General features: G+C 55.3%; 26 protein-coding genes and 1 pseudogene. 15 read left to right on the forward strand and 12 right to left on the reverse strand.

From position 1 onward, the window contains the following. The first annotated feature begins 197 nt into the window (after positions 1-197). Entirely contained in the window at positions 198-704 is a 507-nt protein-coding gene (locus ACR0AM_RS12855; protein ID WP_480472487.1) for a hypothetical protein, read from the forward strand. Between the two features lie 4 nt (positions 705-708). On the opposite strand, the gene ACR0AM_RS12860 is transcribed toward ACR0AM_RS12855, so the two are convergent. Both ACR0AM_RS12860 and ACR0AM_RS12865 read right to left on the reverse strand, forming a co-directional pair. Next, entirely contained in the window at positions 709-1,968 is a 1,260-nt protein-coding gene (locus ACR0AM_RS12860) for a vWA domain-containing protein (RefSeq protein ID WP_480472485.1), read from the reverse strand. Positions 1,969-2,026: 58 nt separating this feature from the next. After that, entirely contained in the window at positions 2,027-2,935 is a 909-nt protein-coding gene (locus tag ACR0AM_RS12865) for an AAA family ATPase (protein WP_480623106.1), read from the reverse strand. Positions 2,936-3,099: 164 nt separating this feature from the next. Here ACR0AM_RS12865 and pyrC point away from each other — a divergent pair, with 164 nt between their 5' ends. Then, positions 3,100-4,137 carry a dihydroorotase gene (pyrC, locus tag ACR0AM_RS12870; protein ID WP_480623107.1) on the forward strand — a complete coding sequence of 346 codons (1,038 nt, stop codon included), beginning with the start codon at positions 3,100-3,102 and terminating at the stop codon, positions 4,135-4,137. Here pyrC and ACR0AM_RS12875 read toward each other — a convergent pair. Both ACR0AM_RS12875 and ACR0AM_RS12880 read right to left on the reverse strand, forming a co-directional pair. After that, positions 4,134-5,426, reverse strand: a complete 1,293-nt coding sequence (locus tag ACR0AM_RS12875) for an MmgE/PrpD family protein (RefSeq protein ID WP_480537736.1) — start codon at positions 5,424-5,426, stop codon at positions 4,134-4,136. The genes pyrC and ACR0AM_RS12875 overlap by 4 nt on opposite strands. A 37-nt stretch (positions 5,427-5,463) precedes the next feature. Further along, entirely contained in the window at positions 5,464-5,910 is a 447-nt protein-coding gene (locus tag ACR0AM_RS12880) for a type II toxin-antitoxin system RatA family toxin (protein ID WP_480553360.1), read from the reverse strand. A 72-nt stretch (positions 5,911-5,982) separates the two neighbouring features. On the opposite strand from ACR0AM_RS12880, the gene hpt reads away from it, so the two are divergent. After that, on the forward strand, positions 5,983-6,525 hold the full coding sequence (hpt, locus tag ACR0AM_RS12885) for a hypoxanthine phosphoribosyltransferase (protein ID WP_480623108.1): 543 nt from the start codon (positions 5,983-5,985) through the stop codon (positions 6,523-6,525). Between the two features lie 120 nt (positions 6,526-6,645). Beyond that, positions 6,646-7,002, forward strand: a complete 357-nt coding sequence (locus tag ACR0AM_RS12890; protein ID WP_480623109.1) for a hypothetical protein — start codon at positions 6,646-6,648, stop codon at positions 7,000-7,002. A gap of 11 nt (positions 7,003-7,013) precedes the next feature. Here the strand turns inward: ACR0AM_RS12890 and ACR0AM_RS12895 are convergent, their stop codons facing one another. Then, entirely contained in the window at positions 7,014-8,165 is a 1,152-nt protein-coding gene (locus ACR0AM_RS12895) for an amidohydrolase (protein ID WP_480623110.1), read from the reverse strand. Next, complete coding sequence (gene lipA / locus ACR0AM_RS12900) at positions 8,162-9,112, reverse strand: lipoyl synthase (RefSeq protein WP_480623111.1); 951 nt, start codon at positions 9,110-9,112, stop codon at positions 8,162-8,164. The genes ACR0AM_RS12895 and lipA overlap by 4 nt, the downstream gene beginning before the upstream one ends. 261 nt (positions 9,113-9,373) lie before the next feature. Between lipA and ACR0AM_RS12905 the strand changes: the two genes are divergently transcribed. Then, on the forward strand, positions 9,374-9,922 hold the full coding sequence (locus ACR0AM_RS12905) for a redoxin family protein (RefSeq protein ID WP_480623112.1): 549 nt from the start codon (positions 9,374-9,376) through the stop codon (positions 9,920-9,922). A gap of 50 nt (positions 9,923-9,972) precedes the next feature. Here the strand turns inward: ACR0AM_RS12905 and ACR0AM_RS12910 are convergent, their stop codons facing one another. Continuing rightward, positions 9,973-11,055: a DUF6456 domain-containing protein gene (locus tag ACR0AM_RS12910; RefSeq protein WP_480537733.1), complete on the reverse strand. Its 1,083-nt coding sequence runs from the start codon at positions 11,053-11,055 to the stop codon at positions 9,973-9,975. A 241-nt stretch (positions 11,056-11,296) separates the two neighbouring features. On the opposite strand from ACR0AM_RS12910, the gene ACR0AM_RS12915 reads away from it, so the two are divergent. Continuing rightward, positions 11,297-11,596, forward strand: a complete 300-nt coding sequence (locus tag ACR0AM_RS12915; protein ID WP_480537731.1) for a DUF6477 family protein — start codon at positions 11,297-11,299, stop codon at positions 11,594-11,596. Here ACR0AM_RS12915 and ACR0AM_RS12920 read toward each other — a convergent pair whose 3' ends face one another. Next, positions 11,597-13,141, reverse strand: coding sequence for a trimethylamine methyltransferase family protein (locus ACR0AM_RS12920; protein ID WP_480472461.1), 1,545 nt, complete (start codon positions 13,139-13,141; stop codon positions 11,597-11,599). Between the two features lie 301 nt (positions 13,142-13,442). Between ACR0AM_RS12920 and guaA the strand changes: the two genes are divergently transcribed. From guaA to ACR0AM_RS12965, 9 genes and pseudogenes are all read left to right on the forward strand, one after another. Beyond that, entirely contained in the window at positions 13,443-15,002 is a 1,560-nt protein-coding gene (guaA, locus tag ACR0AM_RS12925) for a glutamine-hydrolyzing GMP synthase (protein WP_480553353.1), read from the forward strand. Positions 15,003-15,213: 211 nt separating this feature from the next. Beyond that, positions 15,214-16,119, forward strand: a complete 906-nt coding sequence (locus tag ACR0AM_RS12930) for a DMT family transporter (RefSeq protein ID WP_480623113.1) — start codon at positions 15,214-15,216, stop codon at positions 16,117-16,119. 124 nt (positions 16,120-16,243) lie between these two features. Further along, a complete protein-coding gene (locus ACR0AM_RS12935; protein WP_480623114.1) occupies positions 16,244-17,383 on the forward strand; it encodes an OmpP1/FadL family transporter in 1,140 nt (379 codons plus the stop codon). A gap of 100 nt (positions 17,384-17,483) precedes the next feature. After that, a pseudogene (locus tag ACR0AM_RS12940) lies at positions 17,484-18,381 on the forward strand (DMT family transporter). Positions 18,382-18,428: 47 nt separating this feature from the next. Beyond that, positions 18,429-19,301: an ATPase gene (locus ACR0AM_RS12945; RefSeq protein ID WP_480516818.1), complete on the forward strand. Its 873-nt coding sequence runs from the start codon at positions 18,429-18,431 to the stop codon at positions 19,299-19,301. Between the two features lie 36 nt (positions 19,302-19,337). Beyond that, positions 19,338-20,255: a homoserine O-acetyltransferase MetA gene (metA, locus tag ACR0AM_RS12950; protein ID WP_480603834.1), complete on the forward strand. Its 918-nt coding sequence runs from the start codon at positions 19,338-19,340 to the stop codon at positions 20,253-20,255. Further along, on the forward strand, positions 20,245-21,198 hold the full coding sequence (locus ACR0AM_RS12955; RefSeq protein ID WP_480603836.1) for an alpha/beta fold hydrolase: 954 nt from the start codon (positions 20,245-20,247) through the stop codon (positions 21,196-21,198). Before metA ends, ACR0AM_RS12955 begins: the two co-directional genes overlap by 11 nt. A 49-nt stretch (positions 21,199-21,247) precedes the next feature. Then, a complete protein-coding gene (gene ppk2 / locus ACR0AM_RS12960) occupies positions 21,248-22,117 on the forward strand; it encodes a polyphosphate kinase 2 (protein ID WP_480623115.1) in 870 nt (289 codons plus the stop codon). A 113-nt stretch (positions 22,118-22,230) separates the two neighbouring features. After that, positions 22,231-22,845 (forward strand): TetR/AcrR family transcriptional regulator, encoded by a 615-nt coding sequence (locus ACR0AM_RS12965; RefSeq protein WP_480476721.1) that lies wholly within the window; start codon positions 22,231-22,233, stop codon positions 22,843-22,845. A 6-nt stretch (positions 22,846-22,851) separates the two neighbouring features. Here the strand turns inward: ACR0AM_RS12965 and ACR0AM_RS12970 are convergent, their stop codons facing one another. From ACR0AM_RS12970 to ACR0AM_RS12985, 4 genes are all read right to left on the reverse strand, one after another. Continuing rightward, on the reverse strand, positions 22,852-23,910 hold the full coding sequence (locus ACR0AM_RS12970) for an adenylate/guanylate cyclase domain-containing protein (RefSeq protein ID WP_480623116.1): 1,059 nt from the start codon (positions 23,908-23,910) through the stop codon (positions 22,852-22,854). Next, the gene (locus ACR0AM_RS12975; protein ID WP_480493317.1) at positions 23,907-24,275 is read right to left on the reverse strand and encodes a group I truncated hemoglobin; all 369 of its coding nucleotides are present in this window, start codon (positions 24,273-24,275) and stop codon (positions 23,907-23,909) included. Before ACR0AM_RS12975 ends, ACR0AM_RS12970 begins: the two co-directional genes overlap by 4 nt. A gap of 289 nt (positions 24,276-24,564) precedes the next feature. Beyond that, a complete protein-coding gene (locus ACR0AM_RS12980; RefSeq protein WP_480623117.1) occupies positions 24,565-25,272 on the reverse strand; it encodes an IS6 family transposase in 708 nt (235 codons plus the stop codon). A 248-nt stretch (positions 25,273-25,520) separates the two neighbouring features. Further along, positions 25,521-25,918 (reverse strand): phytanoyl-CoA dioxygenase family protein (locus ACR0AM_RS12985; RefSeq protein WP_480623118.1); only part of this gene is annotated, 398 nt, incomplete at its 5' end.

Genomic DNA, 25,918 nt, shown 5'->3' on the forward strand with positions numbered 1-25,918 from the left:
AACATAAGCGGGAATTGCGTGATGAAAAGCGCATCAGGCTTACCAAAAGGTCTATATTGAACCCCATAAGGCAACGCCATTGCCCGAGCCATATTCAACAAATCATAGCATTGATTGTTTGTGACCCGAGTTCTAGCCTGTGCAGGCAACCGACTTCAGGTCTGGCTTGCATACCATACAAATCATAGATCGGAGACATGCAGTTGAAACGTATTCTTGCATTGGGCGCGGCAGTTGGTCTTTTGACTTCAACCGCAGCGTGGGCTGACACATTCCAACGCTATGGAGAGGTTGAAGGCTGGAAAGTCTTCATCGACACTGAAAAGAAATCCTGCCTGATCGAGGCGGTGGATGATGCGGAAAACGTCGTTCAGATGGGCCTGACCGAAGATCGTGGCGTGGGATATGTCGGCATCTTCACCAAGGCTGAAACCGATATCAAACGTGGCGAGACGCAAGAAGTCGCCATCCTGCTGGGCGACAACATATATCTGGGTGAAGCAACCGGCATGAAAGGTAACATCACCAAAGGCTATTCCGGTGGTTATGTTCTGTCGGACAGCCCACAGTTCGCGGATGATCTGGCCAAGAAGAAGGTCATGATCGTGTTTCCCGAGACATCCTATGCCTTCACCGTCGATCTGACAGGCACTTACAAAGCCATGGAGATGGCCCGCAAGTGCAATGAAGAACAGCTGTCGTAAGCTGCTAGTCGGAAAGCGCGGCCATCAGCCGTGCTTTCTGCCCCTCATCGTCGGGTTGTGAAATCGCTGCGGCCAAGTCTTCGAGTGAGGCAATCGAATGCCCTGCGCGAAAACTGTCAACATGCGGTAGCATCGCGGCAACCCCTTGCGCCCTGGGCGCGAACCCGTCCCAACGCAACAAGGGATTCAACCAGATCAGGCGTTTTGAGGACAGGTGCAGACGCTCGATCTCTTTCCTGAGGAGCTCAGGATCGCCCCGCTCGAGCCCGTCTGTGATCAACAGAACAACCGCCCCCTGCCCCATCACCCGGCGTGACCAGTCCCTATTGAATTGATGCAGGCACTCTCCGATACGCGTGCCGCCCTCCCAATCCTGCGCCTCGGCCCCTGCTGCGGCAAGTGCCGCGTCTACATCCCGTTGGTGCAGGTGGCGCGTTATGTTGGTGAGGCGTGTGCCGAATGTGAAGGCATAGACCTTGGCCCAACCCGCTCCCTTGGCGTTGGACACTGAGTGCAGGAAATGCAGGATGATCCGACTGTACTGGCTCATCGAGCCGGAAATATCGCAAAGTGCGACAAGATTTGGCCAGCGTAGTTTGGGCTGTAGCCTGGCAATTTCGCGCAACTCCCCCCCTTGCCGCATGGCCGCGCGCAATGTGCGGGCACGGTCGATGCGGTGCCCCAAATGACTGGTCTGCCCGCGGCGTGATTCAATTGGCTTTACCGGCAGTGTCATCCGCGCCAATACGCGCTTGGCCTGCGCGATTTCGGCCGTGCTCATCTGCTCGAAGTCCAGATTGCGTAGCCGTTCCTCGGATGAGGCGGTCTGGGTTGCGTCGATTTCGATCTCGGTTTCGCCTTCCTCTTGCCCGGCAGCGTCCGGCAAATCACGCTCAACCCCGTCCAGCAGTGCCTCAGCCGCGCGCTTTTCACCGGCGTCGGCCTTGTGCTCCTCCTGAACGCCGCGAATTGCAGGAAGCATCATCGCCATCATGTGTTCCATGTAACGCGGGTCTCGCCAGTACATTCGGAAGACTTGCGCAAAAATCACGCGGTGTTCCGGGCGGTTCACGAAACAGGCGTGTAAGGTCCAGTAGAAATCCCGTTTCTCGGAAAAACCTGCCGCCTGCACTGCACGAATAGCGTCGATCACACGACCGGGTCCGATCGGCAGCCCAGCCTTTCTGAGCGCGCGGGCAAAATGGGTGATGTTGTGCGCCAGCTTTGGGTTGTCGGGTATATCCAGCGGAAGTTGTTCGGCCATCAGACGTTACGGGGGCTCTGCCCCCATATCCCCGGAGTATTTGAAAAAAGATGAAACATCAGACCGGTTCGAGCGTGGCCTTGGCCTCGTCGAGGATGCGTTTTGCCTCGGACCCCTGAAGTTTTTGAATGTCGTCCTGATATTTGAGGATCGCACCCAGCGTATCCCCGATCACCTCGGGGCTGAGGTTCATCACATCCAGCGCCAACAGGCATTTCGCCCAGTCGATGGTCTCGGCCACACCGGGTTTCTTGAACAAATCCTCGGTGCGCAAACGCTGAACAAAGGCTACAACCTCGCGACTGAGTGCTTCCGCAGCTTCAGGCGCACGGGCGTGCAGGATTTCGATCTCACGCTCGAAGTTGGGGTAATCGACCCAATGATAGAGGCAACGGCGCTTGAGAGCATCGTGCACTTCCCGCGTCCGGTTCGAGGTGACGATCACGATGGGCGGTTCAGGTGCTTTTATAGTGCCAAGTTCGGGGATGGTGACCTGAAAGTCACCGAGCGCTTCGAGCAGAAACGCTTCAAACGGTTCGTCGGTCCGGTCCAATTCGTCGATCAGCAGAACTGGCGCTCCGTTTTCGTCCGGGCGCATCGCCTGCAACAAGGGGCGTTCGATCAGGTATTCGCCCGAGAACAGTTCAGTCTGCAACGCGCCCCGGTCGGCCCCACCCGCGGCCTCGGCCGTTCGGATCGCGACCATCTGCGCCGGAAAATTCCATTCGTAAACGGCTGACGACGCATCCAGCCCTTCGTAGCACTGCAACCGGATCAGGCGCCGGTTCAACCCGGATGCCAGAGCCTTGGCGATCTCGGTCTTTCCAACCCCTGCTTCGCCTTCCAGAAATAACGGGCGTCCAAGCTTCAGCGACAGGAACACAACCGTCGCAAGGGCGCGACCGCAGACATAGCCCTGACGACCCAGCATCTGCTGCAGGGCATCGATGGAATCTGGCTGTGTCATGGAACCCCTCTCTGCTTTAGGGATAAACAGGTCATGCAAGTGTCTGGGCGTCAAGGCCTCAACCTTGGACAGAGCTACGACGTTCAGGTCGGTTGACAAGATTTTTTTTTGTGCCTTGCGCGGACGCAGTTGGTCTTTCGCAACAGCTATGCTAGCGGAAGGCCATGACCGACACCCTTACGCTCCGCCGCCCCGACGACTGGCATCTGCATCTGCGCGATGGCGCGATGCTACAGGCCGTCCTGCCCGAAACCGCGCGCCATTTCGCCCGTGCGATCATTATGCCGAACCTTGTACCGCCGGTTGTGCGCGGCGATCAGGCCGCCGCCTATCGAGACCGCATTATGGCGGCTCTGCCCGATGGTATGACGTTCGAGCCGTTGATGACCCTGTATCTGACCGAAGATACAGATGCCGCAGATGTCGCAGCGGCCCATGCCAACGGTCTGATCAAAGCCGTCAAGCTGTATCCTGCCGGGGCTACCACCAACTCCGCCTCAGGTGTGCGCGACTTCGACAAAGTGCGCCCGGTGCTTGAGAAGATGGCCGAAATCGGCCTGCCCATGTGTGTGCATGGCGAGGTGACGGATTCCGAGATCGACATATTTGACCGTGAAGCCGTGTTCATCGACCGTGTTCTGGATCCGATCCGCAGATCGACTCCGGGCCTGCGTGTTGTGATGGAACATATCACGACGTCCAATGGTGTGGATTATGTCAAAGCCAACGCGGTTGATCTGGGTGCAACTATCACGGCGCATCACTTGATTATCAACCGCAACCATATCCTGGTTGGTGGCATCAAACCGCATTACTATTGCCTTCCTGTTGCCAAGCGCGAGGAACACCGTCTAGCCCTGCTATCCGCCGCAACATCGGGCGATGCGCGGTTTTTTCTGGGCACGGACAGTGCCCCGCACACGGATGCAAACAAGGAAATGGCTTGTGGCTGTGCGGGCTGTTTTACGGCGACCAACACCATGTCTCTGGTGGCTGAAATGTTTGACCGGGAAGGTGCATTGGAAAAGCTGGAAGGCTTCGTGTCGCTCAACGGGCCGGGTTTCTATCGCTTACCGGTGAACCAGGATATGATTACCCTGACCAAGGGTGAGCCCGTTTCGTATCCCTCAAAGATTGAAACAGGCGATGGACCAGTCACTGTATTTGACCCGGGCTTTCCGTTGCACTGGTGCGTGGCTTAACCCGCCATACGTTCGGCCAGATCGCGGGCACGTCCCCCGGTGCGCAGCATCGACCAGATCGTGTCCGCCTCATCCGCACCGATCAGCTTGGTCGCTTTGTCGCGCACGCGATCCTCACGGTCCGACAACGACATTGGGTTCAGCAGATCATGCGTCGCTTCGCGGCGAATGCCATCGCGACGCAGCAGAGACAGATGCGCCTGCGTTTCTGACAGGCTGTCATCTGCCTCGACCGTGATGCGGTCGCGCAAAGACGTTATACGCGGGTCGACGCAGACCTTGTCGGTGAAACTATCTGGCAAAGCCGTATCATATCCCAGCGCCTGCATCGCGATCACTGTCCGATAGGAAAACTTGGCCCCCAGTCCGGTTGTCGGTGACAGTTGATTGCACACACTCATCCAGCGCGGATGAGTCTTTATCTGGATCTCGGCGACCTCTGGCTCCGCTATGTCCAACTCCCGCGCGGCTTCCAGCGCGGCGTGAAGACCGTGGCAACAGGCGTGAAACTTGTGGCTGACCGTTTCAAACAGCCATTCATCGCCCAACCCATCCAGAGCAGTTTGATCCGCTGCACCTTGATGCGTTGCCCCAAATCCATAAGGACCCTCCAGCGCGTCGGCGTTGGCCTGAAAACCGCGCTGTACCAGCAAGGCCGTCTCGACCCCTGCTGAAGCGGCAAGTCCGGCGTTATACGGCTTGCCCATGGTTCCGAACTGCGCCTTCAGCCCCGCCGCACGCGTCGCCGTCAGACCCAGAACCATTCGCATCTGGTTTGCGTCAAAACCCAGCAAACGGCCAACAGCGACTGCCGCCCCAAAGGCACCGGATGTCGCCGTCTGGTGAAACCCTGCCTGATAGTGACCGCGCCCCAGCCACAAGCCAATTCGGATTGAGGTTTCCATACCCACCAAAGCGGCTTCGAGAAAGTCGACAAGAATACGGTCATCCCATTCGGCCACCGCAAGGGCTGCGGGCAAAATGGCGACGGAAGGATGCCCGATATGGGCGAAATGCGTGTCATCGTAATCCAGCGCGTGAGACACCGTGCCATTCACCAACGCCGCACCACGTAGCGGCGCCGGGCCGCCGCCAAAGAGATGCGCCTGAGGGTTCCCGCCCTCGGAAAGTATCATGTCGCGAACCGTGGTTGAGACGGGTTCGCGCGCGCCTGCCCGGCCCACAGCGACCCAGTCAAGAACAGATAGCGATGTGACGATTCGCGCCTGAGACGACGTAGAAATCGGCCCTGCCGCAAAAGCGGCCAATGATACTGTAAATTCCGTCATGCGCGTAGTCTAGCGTGCGCCTGACAAGGGTAAAGACCTAGCTGTAGAGTTCTTGCGCGCGCGCCTCGAACGCGCGCACGATCCGATGCATGGCTTCGTTGAAAACCACACCGATAATCCCTTGCAGGATGGCGTTCTTGAATTCGAAATCCACATGGAACGAGACGTTGCAGCCCCCATCAGGCGCGTCCTCGAACTGCCAGTCGGATTTCATGTATTTGAAGGGGCCGTCCAGGTATTCGGTGTCGATTTTCTTTTGATCCGCAAACAGGGTTACCTTGCTACCAAATCGTTCCCGGAAAACCTTGAACGAGATGATCAGATCGGCCTCCATCACCTCAGCCTCTTCCATCGCATAGGTCTTGCGAATGCGGGCAGCAGCGCACCACGGCAGAAATTGGGGGTACTTGGCCACATCGGCAACCAGGTCGTACATCTGCTGGGCTGTATACGGCAGGTGGCGGGTTTCCGAATGGATAGGCATGAGGTCCGGTATTTGCAGGTGACAATGGCGCGTCATGTCGTATGTTGCGCGCCAAAGATCAAGGGGGCTGCGATGACTGACCGCGCATATGTGATAGATGAGATGATCTCGGCAAAGGCCATCGCCGCTCGAATCGAGGAGCTGTGTCGCGACATTTCGGCAGAGTTCAAAGAAACAGACAAGCTGGTGGTCGTGGGTCTGCTGCGCGGCAGCTTTGTTTTCATCGCCGACCTTGTGCGCGAACTTGACCTTCCGATCGAGGTGGATTTCCTTGAAGCATCTTCTTACGGAGCCGCGATGGAAAGCAGCAGGGAAGTTCGCATTCTCAAAGACTTACGCGGCGCAATTGAAGGGCGAGACGTGCTGGTTGTCGAGGATATCGTTGACACAGGCCATACGTTGAACCATGTCACCAAGTTGCTGCAAAGCCGTAACCCCGCGCGCCTGAAATCCATTGCCTTGCTGGACAAGCCGAGCCGCCGCGAAGTGGATTTTCGATCAGACTGGATCGGTTTTGAGATACCAGACGAATTTGTCGTGGGTTATGGAATTGACTATGCTCAACGCAATCGCAACCTGCCCTATATTGGCAAAGTCCGCTTTACGGACGAATAGCCCGAGCGGGCCTTTTCCGGCCTCGTCCTCAGACCCGATTAAAAATTCATTATTTAGAATATCAATGGACAACCATCGCCTCGTCGCTTTACCTTTCAGGTAGTCACAGGAGGATTTTTGATGAAGCGTCTTATCGCGATAGCGGGCGTCTTTTTGGTGATCGTCTCCCTTGCAAGCGCGTCATATGCAAAAGACAACAAGGGCAAAGGGCAAGGTGCCAACAAGTCCAAAGTAGAGAAATCCATTAAGTCAAACGGCAAGGCTGTTCCGCCCGGTCAAATCAAACGATACACCCGAGGTCAGAAATTGCCGGGCGACCTGGATTTTGACTATATTGACGACCTCGACAACTGGAAGCTCAAGCCGCTGAAGCCGGGGCAACGGTATATTCGGATCGACGATGAAATTATCTCGATATCGGATGATACGAAGACGGTAATAGAAGCTGTTGGAATCGTTGGCGATCTGATGAATTGAAAGCCTCGGTCCTAGCAGTCGCTGTCTAACACAGCTTCGATGGCCCTCAGAAATATCCCGGTCCCAATCGGAATAAGCGCATCCGGGAAATCATAGTCCGGGTTGTGCAACTGGGGATGGTCGCTCCCCGACCCCAACCAGAACATGGCGGTTTTCGCGCTTTTTCCAAACTGGCCGAAATCTTCTGAAAACCGCTGTGGCTGATCGACCAATCTGCAAAAAACGCCCTGCTCCGTGCAGGCCTTGGACAGGATCGAAACTGCTTCCGGGTGATTGGCACAAGCCTCAAACACTTCGTCATAACTGATTTCGACCGCCAGCCCTTCGGCTTTGGCCGTTTCGTGGACCAACGATTCAGCGTCGCTGATCAGCTGCGCCATTCGCGCGTCCGTGACTGTGCGAAGCGTCACCCACAGCTCGGCCCGCCCCGGTGCTACTCCGACCGTGCGCTCACCCAACGTGGCATGTGTGACGGTGGTCAATGCGTAGTCGTCATTCAGATCCCCTCCGCCACCTAACGCGGTCAAAGCCGGCATCAGACTTGCCAGCGCACTGGCAGGTGACACCCCATCTTGCGGAGCAGCGGCATGCGACGTCTTTCCAGTCAAAACAATCTGCATCCCGCGTGAGGCACAGTTAGAAGGACCGTCACAAATTTCGACCGCGCCCAACTCCAATCCTGGTAAGTTGTGCAAAGACAGTACGAGGTCGGGCGCAAACCCGGCGAACTGGGGATCAGCCCGGAAAGCGATTGCACCATGGCCGGTCTCTTCTGCTGGCTGGAAGATCAATACGACGCGGCCCTTCTTGGGGCGGTGATGTTTCAACCCGTCTGCTACGCCCAGAACCATAGTCATATGCCCATCGTGGCCGCATAAATGACCTTTGCCCGCGACCTGTGATACATAGGAATGGTCCGCCAACTCCTGGATCGGCAACCCATCCAGTTCGCAGCGAATGCCCAGGGTGGGACCAGGTTGGCCACTTTCGAAAACGGCGGCAATCCCGTGCCCACCTATTCCGGTCAGGACATGGTCAGCGCCTGCGTCGCGCAGAAGTTCAGCCACCCGTGCGGCGGTATTCTCTTCCTGTCCCGAAAGTTCAGGCTGTTGATGCAGCTCGTGGCGCAGACATGTCAGTCGCGCGATCTGATCCGGTGTCACGCGTGTTGCAGCTTTTCTAGACGCGCCGCGCGCAGCCGGGCAAAATCATCACCAGCGTGATAGGAAGACCGGGTCAACGGCGACGCAGATACCATCAGAAAGCCTTTGCCGTAAGCTGCCTTTTCGTATGAGGCGAACTCGTCGGGTGTTACGAAACGATCAACACCGTGGTGTTTCGGTGTTGGTTGCAGATACTGGCCAATCGTCAGAAAATCGATATCCGCCGCGCGCATGTCATCCATGACCTGACGCACCTGCTGTTCTTTTTCGCCAAGCCCAACCATGATACCGGACTTGGTAAAGATCGACGGATCAAGTTCTTTCACCCGCTGCAAAAGACGCAGTGAATGGAAGTACCGCGCGCCGGGGCGAACTTCGGGGTACAAACCCGGTACGGTTTCCAGATTATGATTGAAGACGTCCGGCTTTGCCTGAACCACAATTTCCAGAACGTCAGCATCGCATTTCAGAAAATCGGGCGTCAGAATCTCGATCGTGGTTTTGGGAGAGCGGTGCCGCACCGCGCGGATGGTCTGAGCAAAATGCTCGGCACCGCCATCACTCAGATCATCCCGATCAACGGAGGTGATAACCACATGGTTCAGGCCAAGTTTTTCGACCGCATGTGCCACCCGGCCGGGTTCAAAGGCGTCAAGGTCGTCTGGGCGGCCAGTAGCGATATTGCAGAATGTGCAGCCACGGGTACAGATCTCGCCCATGATCATCATGGTGGCGTGGCCCTGGCTCCAGCATTCGCCGACATTGGGGCATCCCGCCTCTTCGCAGACGGTGACCAGATTATTGTCGCGCATGATCCGGCGCGTATCTGCATAACCTTTGCCGCCGGGTGCCTTGACCCTGATCCAGTTCGGTTTCTTGGGCTGCGCATTATCCGGGCGGTGCGCTTTTTCCGGATGGCGCTGTTCGGGGATCTTCAGATCTCGCACGGGCAATATTCCTGACTTTAGGTCAATCTTGTCGCTCATAACATAGACAGATGTGCAGTGTTACACCAGCGGCGCATAGCCGCTATGCAACGCCGCCGCGCATGAGCGAAAACGAGATTGTAATAATCCGTTTCACCGCATGTTTTCAATGAGTAATGAGAAGAGGTTATTAATTCAAAATGCGGCATTTCGTCGATTGAAGGCAGTTTAGAACTGTTTTAAGTCACGACAAAATCACAGGTGAATCACAGGAGCTTGAACATGAAATCCGGAGCAATACTGCCCAACGTGACCTTTCACACCCGTGTTCGCGATGAATCAATCGAAGGACCAAACCCATTCCGTTGGGAAGACAAGACCACCGCTGACTTTTTTGCCGGAAAACGCGTGATCCTGTTCTCATTGCCCGGCGCGTTCACGCCCACCTGCTCGACATATCAACTGCCCGGCTTTGAAAACGGATATGGCGATTTCATTGCCCAGGGTGTCGATGAAATCTACTGCATGTCTGTCAACGACAGCTTTGTGATGAATAAATGGGCGCAAGATCAGGGTTTGACCAACGTCAAGGTCATTCCGGATGGATCGGGCGAGTTCACCCGCAAAATGGGTATGCTGGTTGACAAGGATAATCTGGGCTTTGGCATGCGGTCATGGCGCTATGCGGCCATCGTAAACGACGGTGTTGTCGAAGCCTGGTTCGAAGAACCTGGCCTGATGGATAACTGCCCCGAAGATCCCTATGGGGTGTCTTCGCCCGAAAACCTGATGAAACATCTTCAGGCGATGGCAGAGCCCGAACTGGCTTGAGTATTCACAAGACGAATAAAGGCCCGTTTTAACGGGCCTTTATTGTATCTTCAGCCAATCATGCGGTCGCGTTCAGCCTGATCCTGATAGTGGCGTTTCAGCCGTTGTAACGCGATCCGCAGAACAATCTTTCCGGATCGTGCCGACCAACCCATACGTTTTTCCGCCAGTTCCAACCCTTCGAGATAGCAACAACACCGCAGGGCAACATCACTTAACCCCGGGCCAAGTTCAGACAAGGCCCGCGCCACGCGGTCCCGCGCATCCGATGACCCCTTTCCTCCGTGGCTTTCACTGTCATAACTGCTGCGGCCACCAGCCGTTAGAAACCGGTCCCAGTTCTGTGAAACCTGTGGGCCAATCTGCGCCAATTCGAAATCTTCGCGCAACCGCTCTCCGGCGCTGACAAGCGATTCATCCAGAAAAGGCTTGCCATCGCGGTCACGCCTGCGTGCAAGGGCAACCAACGGGCTTTCGGTGGCGCTATAGCGAATGCGCCTGATCCGGTCAGTCGCCCCACCCGATGCTTTTGCCTGAAACAACGACTGAGCTTCGGCAAATCCGACTTCGGTCCCCACCCGCGCCTTGTTTTCCGCTTTTGCTATCAGGTGGCTTAGGGCCGTTCGGCCAGCCGCAGAGATCCTGTACCGTGAAATACGACCGGGATTATCGCAGGAAATCCAGTCCTTTAAGGCCAGAGCCTGAGCAATCTCGCAATCGACGACCGCGGTTCTGGTCGCTCCGGCGTTGCCGGTGTCACGAACGACTACCGCTTTTTCCATTTCTTCAGCCACGGCAAGAACCGAACCTGTCTCACTCAGGCGGCGCAAAATGCGCAATGCCTCTCTTTCGAACGCCTCTTCCTGGGCAGCTTCATCCGCGATCACGACCGCGTCGCCTGCGTCGTCGGGCATGGAAAAATGTGTTTCTGCCAGCGACTGCAACGCCGCATCCACCAAAGGATCGTCACGGCGCATCTCGATACGCCGGATTTGCCGGAGGATGGTTGACGCATGGCAACCTGCCGATCTCGCGATATCGCGGATCGAGCGTCCGGTTTCGGTATGAGCAAGGTATCTTTGCGCCCCCTCTGGAACCCATGCCGGAATGGTGAAAGCCATGTTGTTTTCCATGATTATTTGCCCTCGTCGACAAAACAAAATGTCACTTTTCGCCCTCGGATAGCGGGTTAACCAAATCTAACTAGAGGTCCATTCGTTACTCGTTCGTTAACCGCACAAGGCACGAACCAGATTTGATTCAAAAAGATAAACAGTCGTGAAACCATCGTTCGGAGAGGCTGTCACGCAGGCAACACCCGCTTAGGTTGTGCATTAAATAGTCCGGTAAACCTTCAGACACAGGACACATAAGATGCAGGACCTGATGACAATGATCTCAATGCTTCACCGCCCACGCATGTTGGCAAGAGCCGCCAATTTCGGAGCGAGAGAGTACAACCGGGACAGGCATCTGCAACGTATTCTGGGATACGGGTCATTGCCGGGTTCAGGTCAGGCCCTGCTGCGATTGATGGAGATGGAAAAAGAGGTGAATGAACTGCGCAAAGAAGATGATGCCGCATACTCTCTGGTCCGGCATCTCGACATTCTTATCGCGCTGTTGGGTGAGGCGCGGCTGTATCAGGCCAACCGCGCCCCGGTCATTCAATAATTAGGAAAACGCATCCGGCATGGAGGCCTTTTTCTCGGCGATATAGGCTTCCAGCGCTGCGGCTGTATCCGGCTCCATATGCGGTTGCTGATAATTCGCCAGCAGGTGTTCAACCCGCACAGAGGCTAGAGCCCGCGTATCACGCGCACCTTCTTCCTGCCAGGTTTCATATGGCTTGTAGTCCAGCAGATCGGACTTCCAGAACGATTCCTTGAAGTTCGCCTGCGTGTGGGCGCATCCTAGATAGTGCCCGCCGGGGCCAACTTCCCGGATCGCATCCATGGCCTGCGCGTTGTCATCATAGGCCACGCCCTTGGCCAGCGAATGCAAAACGCCCAACTGGTCGGCATCCATAACAAATTTCTCGAAGTCGGCCACCAGGCCACCTTCCAGCCAGCCGCAGGCATGCAGCATGAAGTTCACGCCAGCCAACAGACCCATGTTCAGCGAGTTCGCTGTCTCATAAGCCGCCTGCGCATCCGGAAGTTTCGAGCCGCAGAACGACCCTGCGGACCGATACGGCAAGTTCAGACGCCGCGCCAGCTGACCCGCGCCATAGGTGATATGCGAAGCTTCCGGCGTACCGAAGGTCGGCGCGCCAGAATTCATGTCGATCGAGGTCACGAATGCCCCAAAGATCGCGGGAGCACCAGGACGGACGATCTGGCTGTACGCCACACCGGCAAGAACCTCGGCCAGAACCTGGGTCAAAGTACCGGCCACCGAGACCGGCGCCATCGCACCGCCCACAATAAAGGGCGAGATGATGCAGGCCTGATTGTTGCGGGCATAGACTTCCAGCGAGCCCATCATCACATCGTCGAATGTCATCGGCGAGTTGATGTTGGTCAGCGACGTCATCACCGTGTTTTGCTGGACGAATTCCTTACCGAACAGGATTTCGCACATTTCAACCGAATCCTGCGCCCGGCTGGGATCGGTCACCGAGCCCATGAAAGGCTTGTCCGACAGGGTCATGTGCGCCTTCAGCATATCCAGATGGCGCTTGTTCACCGGAATGTCGGTCGGTTCACACACCGTACCGCCCGAATGGTGCAGCCACTTGGACATATAGGCAAGTTTCACGAACTTGTTGAAGTCGTCCATCGTCGCGTAACGACGGCCGCCTTGTGCATCGCGCACGAAAGGAGGGCCGTAAACCGGGGCCAGAACCATGTTCCGGCCACCAATCACGACCGACTTCTCGGGGTTGCGGGCATGTTGGGTGAACTCGCTGGGCGCTGTTTTAATCAGCTCACGAGCAAGGCCGCGCGGAATGCGCACGCGTTCACCGTCGATATCCGCACCCGCGTCGCGCCAGCGTTCCAGAGCGGCAGGGTTATCAACAAAGTTAACACCGATCTCTTCCAACACGGTTTCCGCGTTGTTTTCAATGATCTCCAGTGCCTCTTCGTTGAGGATTTCGAAGTTCGGAATGTTGCGTTCGATGTATTTCGCGGTCTCGATACGAACTGCAGTCCGCTCGGCACGGCGGGCAGCGCCACCGCCACCTCTCGCCCTGCGCCGGGTGTTTGCCTCAGTCATGAGAAGATCCCGTGTTGTTGGTTAGATTGAGCGTTTGATACAGGTTTGCCCGGACGCAAGCATAGGGATTGCGGCAAGTTGGGGGGAAAAGCGACATTGCCGCGCGGCAATCCGGCGAACCGGCCGCCAAGGGTGAAATCTGGAATTGGAAAGCGTACCCTTCTGCCCTGTCCAAGTGCGCCGACGGAGCCACCGGTGTAAACCCTCGAGTCAAAAATTTTTGCAGTGATCTTTTTTGATTCCCGCGCTGGAATCGGACCTCGCTCTTGCGAAATGTGCGGGCTTGCCCTAAGGCGCTGACATGACCCAGACATCCCACGACCGCCTTCTGATCATCGACTTCGGCAGCCAGGTTACGCAGCTTATTGCCCGCCGCCTGCGTGAGCTTAATGTCTATTGCGAAATTCACCCTTACCAGAATGTCACGATGGATTTCGTGCGGGAAATGGCCCCGCGCGCGGTGATCTTCTCGGGCGGGCCGGACAGTGTGACGCGCGAGGGCTCGCCCCGTGCTCCGCAAGAGATTTTTGACTATGGCGTGCCGATTCTGGGCATCTGTTATGGCCAGCAAGTGATGATGCACCAGCTTGGCGGCAAGGTCGAAAGCGGCCATGGCACGGCCGAGTTTGGTCGGGCTTTTGTCACGCCGAAAGACAAACTGGCAATTCTGAACGGCTGGTTTGACGACGGGGATGAACAGGTCTGGATGAGCCACGGCGACCACGTCAGTGAAATCGCACCGGGGTTTCAGGTCTTCGGCACATCGCCTAACGCGCCCTTTGCGATCACAGCCGATCCGTCGCGTCACTTCTATGCCGTGCAATTCCACCCCGAGGTGCACCACACGCCCAAGGGCGCGAAGCTGTATGCGAACTTCGTCAAGCTGGCCGGTTTCAAGGGCGACTGGACCATGGGGGCCTATCGCGAAGAAATGATCCGCAAGATCCGCGAGCAGGTTGGCGACAAGAAGGTCATCTGCGGTTTGTCGGGCGGTGTTGACAGCTCGGTCGCGGCGATCCTGATCCACGAGGCGATTGGGAACCAGTTGACCTGCGTCTTCGTCGACCACGGGCTGTTGCGCAAGAACGAGGCGACAGAAGTCGTCGGCATGTTCCGCGACAACTACAACATCCAGTTGATCCACGCGGACGAATCCGAACTGTTCCTTGGCGAGCTTGAAGGGCAAAGCGACCCGGAAACCAAGCGCAAGATCATCGGTAAGCTGTTCATCGACGTCTTCCAAAAACACGCTGACACCATTGAAGGGGCCGAGTTCCTGGCGCAAGGGACGCTTTATCCGGATGTAATCGAATCAGTGTCATTTTCGGGCGGGCCTTCTGTAACCATCAAATCGCACCACAATGTCGGTGGCTTGCCGGAAAAGATGGGCCTGAAGCTGGTCGAGCCCCTGCGAGAGCTGTTCAAGGATGAGGTTCGCGCGCTTGGCCGCGAACTTGGCCTTCCACAAAGCTTCATCGGACGTCACCCTTTCCCCGGCCCTGGTCTGGCAATCCGCTGCCCCGGTGAAATCACCCGCGAAAAACTGGGCATCTTGCGTGAAGCTGATGCGATCTTTATCGACCAGATCCGTAAACACGGCCTCTATGACGACATCTGGCAGGCTTTTGTTGCCATCTTGCCAGTGCGGACCGTAGGTGTCATGGGCGACGGGCGCACCTATGACTACGCCTGCGCGCTGCGGGCCGTAACATCTGTCGATGGCATGACCGCGGACTACTACCCGTTCAGCCATGAATTCCTGGGCGAAACGGCAACGCGGATCATCAACGAAGTCAAAGGCATCAACCGGTGTACTTATGACATCACATCGAAACCCCCCGGCACCATCGAGTGGGAATGACCGGCGGGTGTCTGCGTAAAACTTAACTGATTGAGCGGCAAAAAGCCCTACTCGTTCAAGCCTTTGTACCGGGCAGTCACCTATACGACCTTGAATCTGGCGCACCTTCGGCGTTTGAATAGCCGGACGAACCTAGTCTGCTTATCATAAGCGCTTGGCTTTGCGGTCTTTTGGCAGCGCGGCCCCGCGACCAACCTGAGGGACGCTCGAAATGAGCCATGCGCAGAAAGACGTAATCAAGGCCGGTCTATGGATGACCGGCGCGATCGCCTCATTCTCTTCCATGGCGGTTGCAGGGCGTGAACTGAGTTCTGCGCATGATACCTTTGAAATCATGATGTATCGCAGCATCGTTGGGTTCGTTGTTGTTGCAACTGTCCTGACTGTGACTCGCAACTGGCAGCAAGTTTCGACGGAACGGCTGGGATTGCACGCCTTACGAAACACCTTACATTTCACGGGGCAAAATCTCTGGTTCTACGCCGTGGCAGTGGCTCCCTTAGCGCAGGTATTCGCGCTGGAGTTCACGCAGCCGCTTTGGGTAATCCTGCTCTCGCCGCCGTTTCTGAACGAACGGTTGACGCCGCTCAGGTTGATAGCGGCGCTTATCGGGTTTTCGGGCGTTCTGATCGTCACGCGCCCCGGCGCTGCCCCCTTGAGCCCCGGCCTTATGACAGCCGCCGCATCCGCAGTATTCTTTGCGTTTACAACGATTACCACCAAGAAGCTCACGCGATTTGCCAGCATTGGGTGTATTGTTTTTTGGCTGACTGCAATGCAAGCAGTCCTTGGAGCCACAGCCGCTGGCATCGATGGTCAGATTGCGCTTCCGACAACGCAGACCGCTCCTTACCTGATTTTGGTTGGGCTGGCGGGTTTGCTGGCGCATTTCTGTATTACCAATGCCCTATCCATAGCCCCGGCAACCGTGGTCATTCCCTTTGATTTTGCACGTCTTCCGACAATCGCAGTAATCGGGATGCTCCTCTATCATGAACCCATCGACCATTGGGTACTGATCGGCGCTGCCGTCATCTTTACTGGCATTTTCCTGAACATCTGGTCCGAAAATCGTAACAGTTTGGCAACAGTTCAGAACTGTAGTGGCAACAAGTAACGCACCGTCACCAGTTGACCTTAAACTAACTGAAAAGAAAGTATCGCGCATTACACACGGGTAAGCGCTGGACTCACTCAATTCTTCGCCAGGCAAATACTCGAAAAAAGTTCGGGAGGACAGAATGAAAACAACACTACTCGCAACGTGCGCATTGTGCGTTGGAGCAACGGCTGGTTTTGCAGGCGGTCTGGACCGCAGCGGTCAGGGTATCAACCTGATCTTTGAAGAAGGCTCTGCAGTTCAGTTTCGGTTGGGGTATACCGACCCAAGCGTGACCGGCACGATGCCAGACATTTTTGGTACAAACGGCGGCCAACCCATTGATTCAGGTGAAGTTGCGAACGACTTTTTTACACCGCACCTTGGGTTCAAAACGGCGCTTACCGATAAGCTTGATTTCGCACTGATCTATGATCAACCCTACGGTGCCGATATTCAGTATGCGGCCGCCTACCCGCTTTCGTTCAACCCGGCTAATCCAGCAGACCCACGAGTGCTGCAGGCAACTGCTGACACAGATGCGATTACTGCTTTGCTGCGGTACAAATTCGACGGTGGATTCAGTGCGATCGGCGGTATTCGCGCGCAGCGCGTCGAGGCTTCAATAACTGTACCAATTACTTTTGGGTATCAAGTTGATACTAACGCTGATACCGCATTTGGCTATGTCGTGGGTGTCGCCTGGGAAAAACCTGAGATCGCCGCGCGCGTATCTCTGACCTATAACTCCAAGATCAGCCACGACCTTTCACAGACAGAATCCAGTGCTTTGACCGGAGGGTTGCCTGTCAACACTTCGAGTGAGATTGAAACACCGCAGTCGGTGAATCTGGATTTTCAAACAGGCGTGGCGCCCAAGACATTGTTGTTTGGCTCGATCCGTTGGGTCGACTGGCCACAGCTCGTGTATAACCCGCCAAACTACCCGGCCCCCACGAACTTGGTTGACTATGACGATGCCACGTTCACCTACTCGCTCGGTTTGGGTTATCAGTTCTCGGAAGAGTTTTCTGGTGCTGTGACACTGGGCTACGAAACTTCCCAAGGTACGCCGGTTTCGAACCTCGGTCCGACAGATGGGTTCTGGAGCATCGGTCTGGGTGGCACGTACTCGCTTGAGAAGGCAAAAATCTCGGGCGGTGTTCGTTACACCGACATCGGGGATGCCACTGCGAATGGTGCTGGTCCCGCGGCACGTGGTACGTTCACAGGCAACAGCGCCTGGAGCGTTGGTTTCCAGATCACATACGCTCTGAACTGATCTGAGTAATCTTATGTAACTGTAAAGCCCTGCAGTTTCTGCGGGGCTTTTTCGCATGAACCGGGTCGCCGTTGGTTAACTTCAATGAAACAGTGCCCGCATGAACGAACAAAAACACCTCTCTCTCTGCGCCTGGGCCGAGCTTTTGCTCCTTGGACTGATCTGGGGCGCCTCCTTTGTTTCCATCCGGGTCGCTCTGGACACGCTTCCCGTGATGACTTCGGTTTTGCACCGCACATTCTGGGCCATGCTGGTTTTGTGGCTGGTAACTTGTATCAGGCGGATCAAGGTGCCGCGTGCGCCCCGTATCTGGGGCGCTTTTCTGGTCATGGGGCTGTTGAACAACGTCATCCCCTTCAGCCTGATGGCTTTGGGGGCAGCTTTACATTGACACGGGTCTGACGGCGATCCTGAATGCAGCAACTGCGATCTTCGGCGTTTTGATAGCAGCACTGTTTTTTCGCGACGAGCGATTGACAAAAACCCGGCTACTGGGTGTCTGCCTGGGGTTTCTTGGTGTCTCAATCGCGATTGGAGTGTAGAACTTCTTGAGTTTCAGCCTGCAAAGCACCGCTCAGCTTGCAGTGTTGGCCGGAACAGTTTCCTACGCATGTGCCGCGGCTTGGGCGAGGCAGACATTATCGCACCTTCCCCCGGTGATTGCCGCCGCCGGTATGCTGACGGCTTCGACAGTGCTGGTATTGCCAATAACACTAGCAGTTGATGGAGTACCCAGCTTGGCGTTACCCGCAATAACCTGGGTGGCCATCGGGTACTATGCGATTGTCGCAACGGCCGGCGCATATCTGCTTTACTACCGGGTTTTGGCAATGGCCGGCAGTGGCAATCTGATGCTGGTCACACTTGTCATACCTCCGGTCGCTATTGTTCTGGGTGCATTGCTGCGCGAAGAGTCCCTGCCCCCTAGCGCCTTTCTGGGCTTTGCCGTTCTGGCGATTGGCCTTTTGGTTCTCAATCGTTCGCCCCGGCCCAATTGACGCCGTGCGCTGCCCGATTTAGCTAGGGCAAAAAAGGACAGCGCAAAATGATCTACACCTCAGCCAATGACTGGCGCACGGCAAGCCGAAAGAAAGTGCTGTTCTTTGGCATGTCGGGGTTGGGCAAGACCTACGTATCCAACATCCTCAGAGATTCCGGGAACTGGTTCCACTACTCGATCGATTACCGGATCGGCACGCGCTATATGGGCGAGTACATCACCGACAATGCCAAGGCCGAGGCCATGAAAGTTCCGTTCTTGCGTGAACTGCTGTTGTCGGATTCGATCTATATCGGTTCGAATATTTCATTCGCCAACCTGACACCTGTTGCCGCTTATCTGGGCAAGCCGGGAAACCCCGATCTGGGCGGCTTGGACATGCCGGAATACCGCCGCAGGCAGGAACAGTTTCGCTTGGCCGAAATTCATGCGCTGCTGGACACCGAATACTTCATCGACCGCGCCGAGCGTCTGTACAAATATCCTCACTTTATCTGCGATACGGGCGGATCCATCTGCGAGTGGGTAGATCCCGAAGACCCAAGGGATCAGGTTTTGTCCGAACTCGCGCGGCACACCCTCATGATCTGGCTGAAGGGTGACGAGGGTCACACAGCCGACCTTGTGCGCCGTTTCGACAAGGCCCCAAAACCCATGTCCTATCAGGCTGATTTTCTGACACGTTCCTGGACCGAGTATCTGGATCAACACGGCTGTGCAGAGGCCGAGGTCAACCCCGATGATTTTGTCCGCTGGACCTATGCGCAAGCCCTGGCCCATCGTCAGCCCCGATACGAGGCGATGGCAAAGAACTGGGGCGTGACGATTGATGCCAACGACATCGGCAAGATCCGCGATGCGGCCGATTTCGATGAGTTGATCGAACGCACCCTTGAGGCCAGACGCAATAACGCCTAACTACCAGTTTTCCCTAATCTCTTCGAAGTCAGACACATGCCCATCAAAATTCCCTCTGATCTGCCCGCCTTTGACGTCCTGAACAAAGAGGGCGTTATGGTCATGTCCGAGGATCAGGCAATGCGTCAGGATATTCGCCCCCTGCGCATCGGGCTGCTAAATCTGATGCCGAAGAAGATCCAGACGGAAAACCAGTTTGCGCGCCTGATCGGTGCAACCCCGTTGCAGATCGAACTGTCATTGATCCGTATGACGGAACATCAGACAAAAACCACTGCCGCCGAGCATATGTCCGAGTTCTATCAGCCTTTTCAGGAGGTCAAGGACCAGAAATTTGACGGCCTGATCATTACTGGCGCGCCGATCGAGCATCTGGAATTTGGTGATGTCACCTATTGGGATGAAATCAGCGAGATCTTCGACTGGACCCAAACCAACGTTCATTCAACCTTTGGTGTTTGCTGGGGCGGGATGGCGATGATCAACCATTTTCACGGTGTCCGAAAACACATGCTGGATGCCAAGGCCTTTGGCTGTTTCCGCCACCGCAACCTGAACCCTGCATCACCTTTTTTGCGTGGGTTCTCTGACGATTGCGTTATCCCGGTCAGCCGCTGGACGGAAATGAAACAAGATGAGATCGACGCCGCGCAGGGTTTGACGACCCTTCTGGGCAGCGATGATGTGGGTCCCTGTCTGGTCGAAGATCCCAGCCACCGCGCGCTGTATATCTTCAATCATTTTGAGTATGACAGCGACACGCTGAAACAGGAGTATGACCGCGACGTCGCCAATGACACGCCCATCAACGTGCCGATCAACTACTATCCGGATGATGACCCATCCAAGACACCTCAAAACCGTTGGCGCAGTCACGCGCATCTTCTTTACGGAAACTGGATAAACGAAATCTATCAGACGACGCCTTTTGATATGAGCAAAATTGGCCACTAAGACCTTGATATCCTTTAGCCTCATCATTCTGGGCCTTGTCGCTGTGACTGCGTGGCGCAGCGCCCGGAATGAAGCACAGGCAGAAGCGGCTTTCCCACCCGAAGGCCAGATTCTTGATGTCGACGGAATCGCGGTTCATGCGGTTGTCATAGGGAATGGGCCAGATGTGGTCCTTCTTCACGGCTCAAGCGGCAACACCCGCGACATGACCTTTGCGCTGGCACCTATTCTGGCGGAAAGCTACCGCGTCATCGTTTTTGACCGGCCTGGCCTGGGGTTTTCAGAAAGTTTCAACCCAGACGGTGAAATGATCACGGAGCAAGCGGATATCCTGCAAAAAGCTGCTGCCCAGCTTGGGGCGGACAAGCCTGTCGTGGCGGGCCAAAGCTACGGTGGTTCAGTGGCACTAGCATGGGCAGTCACCAGGCCCGACGACCTCTCAGCACTTGTTCTGATCGCACCCGCCGCCATTCCGTGGGAAACGCCGCTGGATGGGTTTAACCAATTAGCGTCTACCACGCTCGGCAATACGCTCGCCCTGCCTCTGATTTCTTCCTTTGTGCCCGATTGGTACGTAACGCGGGCATTGGACAGTGTATTTGCGCCCCAATCGGCCCCCGCTGGATATGCTGAACATTTTGGGCCCGGCCTGACCATTCGGCGCAGTTCCATGCATGCAAATGCCAAGCAACGGGCCAACCTATTGGATGAGATAACCCAATTGCAGCCGCGATACGGTGAGATTTCAGTGCCAACCGAAATCGTTCACGGCACCGCCGATGACACTGTCGGCCTTGAATGGCATTCGCAACGTCTGATCCAGCAAATCCCGCAGGCCGAACTGGTCGCGTTACCGGGGATCGGTCACATGCCGCAGGTTGTCGCAGCGCCCGAAGTTGCTGCCGCAATTGATCGTGCAGCGCAGCGTGCAGGTTTGCGTTAATCCAAGCTCTAATCCATAGTCGGATATGGGTTTTATCGCGAGGTGACATATGGCTCGGACCGAAAAAGGTTCTATCGAGAAGTATTTTCAGGATAGCGCGCCCAAAGCTATGCGGGATGAGATCGAGAATTCGAAGAAAGGCGATATCCTGAACCCGACCTACCCATATAGCGAGAAGATGAAACCCAAGGACTATGAAGAGCAGATGGAACTGCTCCAGATCGAGCTGGTCAAAATGCAGTCTTGGGTCAAGGACACGGCGCAACGGATCGCCATCATCTTCGAAGGCCGCGATGCTGCCGGTAAGGGCGGAACGATCAAACGGTTTCGCGAAAACCTGAACCCGCGCGGCGCGCGCAATGTGGCGCTCAGCAAACCCTCGGAAACTGAACGCAGTCAATGGTACTTTCAGCGCTACATCCCGCACCTGCCTGCAGCCGGCGAGATCGTGTTCTTTGACCGCAGCTGGTACAATCGCGGCGTGGTCGAAAACGTCTTTGGTTTCTGCACCCGGGAAGAGCGCGAGCGGTTCTTTCGTCAGGTTCTGCCGCTTGAAACGGGTCTGGTCAATGATGGCATCAAACTCTTCAAGTTCTGGCTCAATGTCGGGCGCGCTGAGCAACTAAACCGTTTTCTGGCCCGTGAAACCGACCCGTTAAAGCAATGGAAACTCAGCCCGATTGACGTGGCAGGGTTGGACAAGTGGGATGAATACACACAGTCGATTTCGGAAACTCTTACCCGGTCACATTCAGACATATCTCCTTGGACAATAGTCCGGTCCGACGACAAGAAACGCGCCCGTCTTGCAGCAATTCAAACGGTCCTGCACACGCTGGACTATGATGAGAAGGACGCAAAAAGCATTGGTGGCATTGATCCCCTGATCTGCGGTGGTCCGGATGTCTGGGAAGCGTAGATTGCGTTTTCGCCCTGCCCGGCCAAGGCTTTCAAGGGCAAGTGTTGGACGACCGGGTGTATTTGGTCTATCCCCTTGTCTTCCAATACCTAATCGAAGAACCTGAGGCCGGGATGTCGAAACGCGGTTATCATCACGGAAACCTAAAGCAAGCTCTGATCGAGGCAGCCTTGTCCTTGATCGAAGAAAAGGGGCCGACAGGTTTTACGTTATCTGAAGCCGCCAAAACCGCTGGCGTAACACCAGCCGCAGTCTATCGCCATTTTGAAGGGCGCGAAGACCTTATCGCCGAAGCCGCACGGCAGGGATTCGAGATGTTCGCGGACCTGATGCAATACGCTTATGACACAGGCCAACCCTCTGCCCTGTCCGCCTTCGAGGCAACCGGGCGGGCCTATCTGGCTTTTGCCCGGAAGAACCCCGGCCACTACATCGCCATGTTTGAAAGCGGAATTTCGTTGAATCGCACCCCAGAATTATCCATGGCCGCCAATCGGGCCAAATCGGTTCTCGAGAAAGCAGCCGCTGACTTGTCGCAACATATTCCACCAGAAAAGCGCCCGCCCGCGTCGATGTTCAGCGCGCACATCTGGGCGATGAGCCATGGCGTGGTCGAATTATACGCGCGCAATACCGGGGCGACGTCTCCCTTCCCCCCGGAAGACCTGCTGGAAAGCGGCATTGGTATCTATCTGCGAGGGCTGGGTCTGATCCCGCAGGACGACTGACACCTTTCAAAAAGTTCGACTGCTTTGCGGTAAGCTCAGCCCGGACGTTACGTTGATAAGATTCATCTCGCCCATTCCCTTTATGTCGACACGTCCCAGGTCCGAGACCTGAAACTCGTCAATCAGGGCGTATTTCATCTCTTCCAGCGCAACTATTTTCATAGGATTAGCGAAAATTTGCAGTCGGGACGCGATATTTACCGCCGGACCGAAAACGTCGTAGACGTATTTCTGAATGCCCACGACAGACCCGACTGCGGCCCCCATGCCCAAACCGATCCGGGCCTGCCATTTGTGCGGATGGCTTTCGTTACGGCGTTCGAGATAACGCAGGAAACGTACCGCGCAATGAGCCACTGCAGTCGCGTGATCGGGTGTCGGGTCAGGCATGCCTGAGACCGCAAGATATGCGTCACCTATTGTTTTGATCCTTTCACACCCGAATTGTTCAACGATCCTGTCAAACGCCGTGAAAATGTCGTTCAACTCACTCAGGGTCACTGTCGGGTCGGTCTTGGCCGCGAAATCGGTGAAACCCACAAAGTCCAGCATGACCACAGACACCTGCTTGTAGAGCTGCGGAGTGACAACACCGAAGGTCTTGAATTCTTCATAAACCGCCCGTGGCATCAAGTTCAAAAGCAGGCGTTCAACCCGTTCTTTTTCGCGTTCCAGCTCTCGCGTGTTGCGTTCGACCATGGTGGAATAGCTGTCGATCATACTTTCCAGCTCGCGAATGCGCGTGATGTTCTGGCATTCGACAATCAGAACCTGCTCTGACAATCCGCTTGCCAACGAAACTGCGACCGCAAAGATCAAGGTCCGCCGCTTTGGTTTGATCTGCAACTCAACCGAATATCTCAGGCCCGATTGCTTGACGTCTTCAAGTTCTTTGGGATCAAGGGCAGGCAGAATGTCCGTAAGAGTACTGCCGTTCTCGGGGGTTCCAAACCACTCTGCGAAAGGTCCGTTATGAAACACGAACTGAAGATCCGAGGCGCGCACCACGGCAATGCCGACACCGATGGCGCGTAACAGCTGTTCGTTTATCGCATGAATGCTCATGCCGCGTTTCGGGCGACGATAATTGAACGCTTCCCTTCAATTGCAGCCAGCGCGGTTTTGATATCCTGATCGGACATACCATGCACGCTCAGCGCTTCGCCAAACAGCTCAGCCATCACATCAAATTCGTCGTGTGAAATACCCAGATGCCTGTGAACGGCTTCGATCCTGTCATCACTGAATGACGCCGGTCCGCCAATCAGGGACGATACGAATTTCGTCTGATGATCAATCAGCCGAGGCATGTCGATATCTTCAAAATAATGGCCGATATCATCCGAATCCAACGCCATTTCATAGAAGGTCATCACGACACGGCTGATCGTTTTGAAGCCACCGTATTTGTCATAAAGCGTTTGTGTCACACGAAAACCCAAGCGATACAGAACAAAAACACTATAACTCTATATCAAATTGATATTTTTGTTAATGTTTATAGTGTTTTTTATTTTCCGGCTTAACGGGTGTTCTTTTAAGGGAACGCAATAGCGACCAGGGTATACGATCCTGGGCTTTCGGAAATCTGGCGTGGTTCACGAAACTGCGTTGCACAGCCAAGACGCCGGGGCAGACATAGTTCTCTGTTAGAAGGAGTAATGGCGGTGCTGTCAGACGAATTCGAACCAGTCTCAGTTTGCCGCGGAAACCGCGAACCTATCCGGAACAAAGTTGACGCCACTCGGCGAGAGCGGCGGTGCGGGTCAGCTTGAAGGTGTCTCGACTGGCTAGCGATCTTTCCTGGCTGAAGTGATTGTAAACAGAGGAATGGACGGAGGCGAATTTCTGCAAACTTCGCATTCGCCTGAAACGCTGCATCGCGCGTTCGCGTCGTCGAAACGGCAGGTGCGAATTCTCGACGCGGTTGTTGAGCCACCTTCCCGTCTGTTGTTTTTCGAGCGCGCCCATTTCTCTGAGCGCAGCCATGTAGGAAGCGAAGCGATCTGTGACGATCTCTTCGGCGCAACCATGTCGCTTCATCAATTTCTTGAGGAATTTCAGCGCTGCAGCTTTGTTTCGGCGTTTGGTAACAACGGCTTCCAGCACCTCGCCTTCATGATCCACAGCCCGCCAAAGATAATGCCGCTTGCCATTCACCTTCACGAAAACCTCGTCAACGTGCCACTTCGATTTTGAAAAGGCTCTGAGTTGCTGATCACGCTTTCTTCGGATCTCTGATGCAAACATAGGGCCAAACCTGTTCCACCAATATCGGACAGTTTCGTGGCTCACGTCGATGCCTCGCTCGTGTAACAGATCTTCGACATTTCGAAGCGAGAGCGGGAAACGGATATACAGCATCACCGCAAGGCGGATTATCACGGGGCTGGTTTTGAAGTATTTGAATGAGGCAGGTCTGGTCATGGGAAAAAGCTATGCAACACCCCTACCTCGCTTAAGCAAAGTTCTTCTGACAAGACCAAACAGAATGCCTTATGAGCTAGCAATGAATAGTCTAATTTCGAGCTTGCCGTAGACTACCTCTTCAGCTTTTTGCCCGATGGAAGAAAAGCTGAGCGACGATGATAACACTTGTAGGTCCGCCAGTTTTAGCGCTTCAGGTCGGCTATTGGGTCGAAATAACAATGGTTCTGAACTTGCTAAGGGAACCATTACACTCCGGCGAAGAGTATTTGTTTCTTGCGGTCTGCATCCCTTTGACACAAAACGAAATCGTTCTCATGCAAAAAGCCCTGAGGGGAGGACGCAAGTAAGAAATGCCCAAAATCATCTCGCCCTGCGACTAGCGCAACCAAAGTTTTCACGCCATTCTGCTGTTTCATTGAAGGCTTTATGAAACGCAACGCCGCACCAATGCGTCTATCGTCTGTGTTATTGGGCCCTGATGCGTGAAATAGATGCCCGTGATGCATGGATGCCTGCCCTGCACGCAATTCGGCAGCAACTGCATCTTTTTCGTGTCCGCCATCAGCACCCATGGAACAGACTAGGTTGATTGCGTAGCGGAGGATTTCAGGCTCATCGTAACCATCAGAGAGTGGAGATGAGA

Source organism: Ruegeria sp. AD9 (assembly GCF_056542305.1).